The sequence below is a fragment of the Ilumatobacter sp. genome, from assembly GCF_041688325.1.
Classification (GTDB): domain Bacteria; phylum Actinomycetota; class Acidimicrobiia; order Acidimicrobiales; family Ilumatobacteraceae; genus Ilumatobacter_A.
Genome location: NZ_JBDNIJ010000127.1, coordinates 25796 through 32145, shown reverse-complemented (window position 1 = coordinate 32145; position 6350 = coordinate 25796). Strand labels below are relative to the sequence as shown.

The following is a 6350-nucleotide window of genomic DNA, read 5'->3' as shown; positions in this document are numbered from 1 at the left end:
TCCAAATGTGTAACCAAATGGCCACCGACTGACAAAGTAACAGGTCGTCGACTCTGTGCCCCAGACCGACAGACGTCATCAGGTAGCGGTCAATGGTGCTGCTGACCTCGTTCCCACTGTTTGATTGTCCGCTGCTGTAGCCAGCTGTTCGGGCTCGTCAGGTCAGCCGAGCCCGAGGACCTCGGGCAACCACACGTCGAGGCGTTCGGTCATGACGCCGTCGCTTTTTGCGAGGAGATGGCCGTCGCCCGCCAGCATGACCACGTCTCCATGGCCCGCAATTGCCTGCACCATGTGGCTCGACTCTGCCGGGAGAATCTCGTCGCGGTCGCCGTGGAAGAGCAACAGCGGTCGGTCACCCAGCGCCGCAGCCACCTCGCACCCAGCCGACTGCGTCGCGAACGTGACAACTCCGGCGACCGAACCGGCCATCACCACAGCCGCTCGAATCGCGACCGCCCCGCCAAACGAGTGTCCCATCACGACGACACGTTCAGCGCCAGCGTCGCGTGCCCATTCGACGCCACACGCCAGATCGTGCGCACACAGATCCAAGTTGTTCGGTTCCCGATACCCGACGCGCAGCACCCGAACGCCGCGCCCGGCCCAACGATCACCCCACTGCTGGTACAGCCCGTGGCCAGGCCCAAGCAGACCGCCCATAGCCCCACCACACATCACGAGCGCCGCAGGCACTGGAGCGCTCGGTTCATGCCAGAGCACAGTGAGCAGGCCTCGCGATGTGTACACCTCGCGATGCCGCAACGACTCGGTGATCGCTACCTCGCTCGTCGCCAATGGGCGGAGCGCTCCGAGTGCTGTCGGGCCAACGGGATCAGACGGCGATGGGCCAGTGTTTTCCGACATTGTCGGAGTCTCGCGTGCAGTCGCGAACAACGACGACACGAAATGTGTCGTCCGTCACGCGACGGGCAGGGGCGGGCCACTAGCGTTGATATCAAGATGACAACACCGCCTTCCGACCTGGCCGCGCACAGCGCCCCTGGCCAAAGTACAGCTGTCGATCTTCGGGACCCCATCGACCTCGCTCACGCGCTCCGCATCGGCAAAGCCTGGACCGAACTCCGCCGCGGCGCAGGCGCCGCGGCCCTCCGTGATTACTACTTCGGAAAAGACGACCCACTCGAACAGGGCCAAATGGATGCGCTCGACCTCCTCACTCGGCGAGACCGCACGATGAAGGGCCTGGCAGACCGCCTCCGCATCGATCCATCGACCGCCACCCGCGCCGTGCAACGCATCGTCAACGACGGCCTCGCCGAGCGATTCCCCTCACCGCGCGACGGTCGCGTCGTCATGGTGCGCGCCACCGAAGAAGGCCGTCGCCGTCACGCCGAAGCCGTCGATCGACGGGCGACAGCACTGATCAACATTGTGCAGTCGTTCGACCACGACGAACTCGCAACCCTGGCAAGCATGCTGGAACGGCTTTCCGATGCAGTCCACAATGTGGCCACCGCACTCGAGCACGAAGCCGACTGCCTCGACTGAAAGACCGCAGCATGCCCCGGCGCCCCACGCGCCCAAACCGCTAAGGTCCGCCGCAATGGCTGACCAGGCAGTGTTCGCAGATCAGGCAATGCAATACGCGCCGCAGTTGTACTCGGCCGCGATGCGCATGACCCGAAACAAAGCGGACGCAGAAGATCTCGTACAAGAGGCCTACCTCAAGGGCTTCCGCAGTTTCCACACCTTCACCGATGGCACGAACCTCCGTGCCTGGTTGTTCCGCATCCTCACCAATACGTACATCAACAAGTACCGAGCGAAACAGCGGCGCCCCGACGAGTCAGATCTTGGCGATATCGAGGACCTCTACCTCTACAAACGTCTCGGTACCTTCGAAGACGCTTCGATCGGCCGTTCTGCCGAAGAGTCGCTCATGGAAATGCTTCCGGACGACGAGGTCAAACAGGCACTCGAAGGGCTCCCAGACAACTTCCGGTTGCCGGTAATTCTCGCCGATGTCGAAGGTTTTGCCTACAAAGAGATCGCTGAAATGCTCGACATCCCGATCGGAACTGTGATGTCGCGACTCCATCGGGGAAGAAAGGCGATGCAGAAAGCGTTGCACACTTACGCACTCGAACGTGGGCTCGCTGACCCCCCGCCCGAACCCACCGACTCGAACACAGAAGGGCAGGAGAACTGATGGACGCATGTGACACCCCCGATTGCAATCAGACGCTCAAAGAGCTCGACTTGTTCCTCGACTCCGAGCTGTCTGACGCAGCGCACGAAACGATCCGTCATCACCTCGACGCATGCCCCGACTGCCTCAGCGCCTTCGATTTCCACGCCGAACTGAAGCAAGTCATCCAGAAAAAGTGCCAGGAAAACGAGATGCCAGCCGACCTGCTGTCGCGGATCGAGAAGTGCTTCGACACCGACTTCGACGGTGACGGCGTCATCGGCTGAAGGCCCAACACGCCATGACCGTGCCGTTCGCGACACGATCGCGAGGTGGAATCGACCGACGCCCTCATCCTCCTCATCGCGCTCGCGTCGACGTGGGCGATGACCGGACTGATTTGGACGATCCAGGTCGTCCACTATCCGATCTTTGATGCGATCGAACGCGGTGCCGACAGTGAGCTCTGGCGTCGATTCGCACAGCGTCACACGGCCACGATCAGCTACGTCGTCGGGCCGTTCATGTTTGCCGAAGGCGCCACCGGTATCTGGATCGTGGCGTCACCTCCGGCCGGAATCAGCCGGGCGCTCCCACTGGTTGCACTTGTCCTGATGGGCGTCGCCTATGGCGTAACCGCCCTCGTGTCGGCGCCGCTTCACGGCCAGCTTGCACCTCGCTTCGACAGCGCACTCCACGCGCGGCTGGTCCGCACCAACTGGGTGAGAGCCACAGCCTGGACTCTGCGGGCCATCGTGTTGTGTGTCATCACATACGCCGCGACCACCTGACCGCGGCGCCGTTGACCAATCGAGGGAAGTCGCGAGAAGTGCCCTCGGGAATGCGCTGTCGCCGTCGATCGCTCGCTAACCTGGCGGAATGCTCGCAGCCGAGGTTTGGCACTGGTGGATCGGCGTTGCCTTAACTGGCGTCGCACTTTTTTTGGGTGTTGGCCTCATCGGCGTGTACCTCAAGACGGTCTCGTCGCAGAAGTATCCCGGCGGTAAACGTCGCCGCCAGAACGACCTCTGACCCCGCCCCAATGCCCGGCGACCGTGGCTTCCTGCCGGTCGACCCACTGGTCCCCGAACTCCTCGCCCGTTGCGATTTTCCGCCAGCTGGAACCACTGTCACCTGCGCTCTCTCCGGCGGCCCAGACTCATCCGCGTTGACCGCCCTCGCTGTCGCCGCCGGGCTCATCGTCAACGCTGTCCATGTCGACCATGGTCTCCGCGCGCATTCGTCTGACGATGCTGACGCGGCCCAGTCGATCGCCGCCGACCTCGGCATCTCCTGCCGTGTCGTTCGCGTCGACCTGTCCGACGGGCCGAACCTCGAAGCCCGCGCCCGCGCGGCCCGCCGCGCCGCAATCGGCGCCGCAGCCCTCACCGGCCACACCGCCGACGACCAAGCCGAAACGGTGCTGCTCGCGCTTTTTCGCGGGAGCGGCGCCACCGGCCTCGCTGGAATTCGCCACGGACCGACCAAGCCGATCATCCGACTTCGCCGAGCAGACACCCACGGGCTCTGCAAGCAACTCGGCCTCTCGATCGTTGAGGACGAATCGAATGACGACCCGAGGTTCAGGCGCAACCGAATTCGTCACGAACTGCTCCCGCTGGCCAAGGAGATCTTTGACCGTGACGTCTCGGTGCTGATTGAGCGGGCAGCCAACCTCCTACGTGACGACGACGAACTGCTCGACGAATTGGCGGACGCGATCGACCCCACAGATGCAGTCGCGATCGCCGCAGCACCGCTCCCGCTGGCCCGACGCGCCCTTCGGCGGTGGCTCACCGATGACGGGTATCCACCGAGCGCAGCGGCTATCGAACGCGTGCTGGGCGTCGCTCGTGGTGAAGCCGCTGCGTGCGACGTGGCGGGGGGCCGCAGGGTGCACCGGTCACGGCAGCGGCTCCGGCTGTCTCTCTGACGCGGCCGACCAGGTAGCATCGATCCTCGTTATGGACACCGCACACGCTTCCAACTCATCGCTCCAAGGCAGCCGCTGATGGCTCCCCGATTGCGCGGGAAGTGGGCGCTCGGTATTACGCCGCGCAACTTCACCTGGATTCTCAAGGACAAGCTTGCAATCTGTGAGCGACCCGGCGGTGTTGGCGACAGTCACCGTCGAGTCCGTCGACAAGAAGAGATCATCTGGCTGCGCGAGAACGGCTTCGGGTGCGTCATTTCGATCATCTCGGCACCAAGCAACCTGCACAACTACGACGAACTGCAACTGCCATACCGCCACCGGGCGTTCAACCAAGAGCACCTCAACGCGTATCTCAAGGCGCTGTACACCGAACTCCACGATCTCTTGAACCGCAACATGAGGGTGCTGGTCCACGCCGAAGAGGTCAGCGATCGCATCATCGGCGTCATGGGCGGCTACATCCGGTGGTCGGGCCTCGTCGAAGAAGCCACCCAGGCCATTCAGGTCACCGAGCGGTTGTCCGGCCGCCAACTCGATCCCTTCGCTCGCGAAGTGATCATGAACGCTCACAAACTGCGCTAAAGCGGGCGCTCATAAACTGGCGCTCTGGGCATAAGAACCAGGTGGGACAGGATTACTGTCGTCTCATGTCTACACCTGCCAACTGGTATCCCGATCCGAACGGCCGCGCTGATCTTCGATACTGGGACGGCGAAGCCTGGACTGACCAAGTCAGCACGGACGGAGCCCAGAGCACCGACCCGGTCGAAGGTGTGGCTTCTTCGCCTGAGGTCGATGCCCTCACGGTCGGCAACGCGGGCGAGGCCGACATGATCCAGAAACAGATCACCGATCAGGGCATTCGTGGCGCCGGGCTCACCGGCCAGGTCGAAGGCGGTGGCGGAACGATCCTCACCGAGCCCGTGCTGGTCGTCAACCAAAAGGCCAAGCTGATCGAGCTGAACAACCAGTACAGCGTGTTCGGCCAGGACGGCCAGCAGCTGGCGATGGTCAACCAGGTCGGCCAGTCGGCAGCCAAGAAGATCCTGCGCTTCGTGAGCTCACTCGATCAGTTCATGACGCACAAGCTCCAGATCACCGACAATTCGGGGCAAGTAGTGATGCAGCTGACTCGGCCGCGCAAGGTGATCAAGTCAACCGTGATCGTCGAAGACGCTGCTGGCAACGAGATCGGCAGGATCGTTCAGCAGAAGGCGATTGGCAAGATCAACTTCAATCTCGAAGCGAACGGTCAGACGCTCGGCTCGATCAAGGGTGAGAACTGGCGTGCCTGGAACTTCCGCATCGAAGACGCGCAGGGCACCGAGGTCGCACGCATCTCCAAGACCTTCGAGGGCTTCGCCAAGGCCATGTTCACCACCGCTGACAACTACGTGGTGCAGATCCATCAGCGGATGCCAGAGCCGCTCAACACGTTGATCGTGGCGAGCGCACTGAGTATCGACACGGCGCTGAAGCAAGACAGCTGAGGTTCGGCGCAGGCCAACTGAGCCTCAGCTGGCCTGCGCCGACCTCAGCCGACGTAGAACGTGCAGTTGTCCGGCCGTACGAGCAACGGCAGCGGGTCTTGCGCGACGCCGTTCGGACGGTATTCAAAGTGCAGGTGGAAGTTCGAGTCGCCTGACGTCCCGGTGTTGCCAACGGTGCCGATCACATCACCCTGAGTGACGATGTCGCCCACTGCGAGGCCCTCAGCATGCGTTGCCATGTGAAAGTACTTGTAGGTGACGTTGTTCTCTTCGTCTTGCAGAGTCCAACCGTTGCCAGCGCCGTAGGTCTTTCCACTGTCGACGTACTGCTTCGTCAGCCGGCCCGTGACCACGGCAAAGATGTCGGCGCCACGTGAGCCCGAAATGTCGAGGCCTTCGTGCGAACGCGAGCAGCCCGAGCCACGGCAGTCCCCGAAGTTGTCGGAGACCCAGCAACTTTCCTGCGCATCGACGGGGAACATGATGTGTCCGTCGGGCACGGGCGGCGGCATCCGCTCGGCCGGGGCCAACTCGCTGGATTGGAGCGGCCCGGCAGCAGTAACGATCCCGCCGTTCGGCAGTGCAGCAACGACACGCTCGACCGCGAACAGCCCAGCCGCTGCGCCCAACCCCGCGGCAAGGAGGCGACGGCGCGACATTTGGCCTGGCCGTGACTCGGCGGCGACGATGTCGTGGGGAAAGCGGTGGGGGTCGGTCATACGGCGTTGAGAACCCATGAAGAGGGCACAAGTGGATTCGGCAGCAACAACTA

Annotated in this window: 10 protein-coding genes; 8 read left to right on the top strand and 2 right to left on the bottom strand. The window is 63.0% G+C overall.

Translation table 11 applies throughout. From position 1 onward, the window contains the following. Nucleotides 1–162: 162 nt before the first annotated feature. Complete coding sequence (locus tag ACH2EI_RS08625) at nucleotides 163–867, bottom strand: alpha/beta hydrolase (RefSeq protein ID WP_395159727.1); 705 nt, start codon at nucleotides 865–867, stop codon at nucleotides 163–165. 96 nt (nucleotides 868–963) lie between these two features. On the opposite strand from ACH2EI_RS08625, the gene ACH2EI_RS08620 reads away from it, so the two are divergent. From ACH2EI_RS08620 to ACH2EI_RS08585, 8 genes are all read left to right on the top strand, one after another. Next, entirely contained in the window at nucleotides 964–1512 is a 549-nt protein-coding gene (locus ACH2EI_RS08620; RefSeq protein ID WP_395157254.1) for a MarR family winged helix-turn-helix transcriptional regulator, read from the top strand. A 55-nt stretch (nucleotides 1513–1567) separates the two neighbouring features. After that, nucleotides 1568–2173 (top strand): sigma-70 family RNA polymerase sigma factor, encoded by a 606-nt coding sequence (locus ACH2EI_RS08615; protein WP_395157256.1) that lies wholly within the window; start codon nucleotides 1568–1570, stop codon nucleotides 2171–2173. Next, nucleotides 2173–2439: a zf-HC2 domain-containing protein gene (locus ACH2EI_RS08610; RefSeq protein ID WP_395157258.1), complete on the top strand. Its 267-nt coding sequence runs from the start codon at nucleotides 2173–2175 to the stop codon at nucleotides 2437–2439. The genes ACH2EI_RS08615 and ACH2EI_RS08610 overlap by 1 nt, the downstream gene beginning before the upstream one ends. A 45-nt stretch (nucleotides 2440–2484) precedes the next feature. After that, nucleotides 2485–2943, top strand: coding sequence for a hypothetical protein (locus ACH2EI_RS08605; RefSeq protein ID WP_395157260.1), 459 nt, complete (start codon nucleotides 2485–2487; stop codon nucleotides 2941–2943). Nucleotides 2944–3031: 88 nt separating this feature from the next. Then, a complete protein-coding gene (locus ACH2EI_RS08600; protein WP_395157262.1) occupies nucleotides 3032–3184 on the top strand; it encodes a hypothetical protein in 153 nt (50 codons plus the stop codon). 10 nt (nucleotides 3185–3194) lie between these two features. Beyond that, nucleotides 3195–4085: a tRNA lysidine(34) synthetase TilS gene (gene tilS / locus ACH2EI_RS08595; protein WP_395159725.1), complete on the top strand. Its 891-nt coding sequence runs from the start codon at nucleotides 3195–3197 to the stop codon at nucleotides 4083–4085. Between the two features lie 78 nt (nucleotides 4086–4163). After that, nucleotides 4164–4670, top strand: coding sequence for a hypothetical protein (locus ACH2EI_RS08590; protein ID WP_395159723.1), 507 nt, complete (start codon nucleotides 4164–4166; stop codon nucleotides 4668–4670). Between the two features lie 65 nt (nucleotides 4671–4735). Next, nucleotides 4736–5578 carry a phospholipid scramblase-related protein gene (locus tag ACH2EI_RS08585; RefSeq protein ID WP_395159721.1) on the top strand — a complete coding sequence of 281 codons (843 nt, stop codon included), beginning with the start codon at nucleotides 4736–4738 and terminating at the stop codon, nucleotides 5576–5578. A gap of 44 nt (nucleotides 5579–5622) precedes the next feature. Here the strand turns inward: ACH2EI_RS08585 and ACH2EI_RS08580 are convergent, their stop codons facing one another. Continuing rightward, nucleotides 5623–6297: a M23 family metallopeptidase gene (locus ACH2EI_RS08580; RefSeq protein ID WP_395155162.1), complete on the bottom strand. Its 675-nt coding sequence runs from the start codon at nucleotides 6295–6297 to the stop codon at nucleotides 5623–5625. Between the last annotated feature and the right edge of the window lie 53 nt (nucleotides 6298–6350).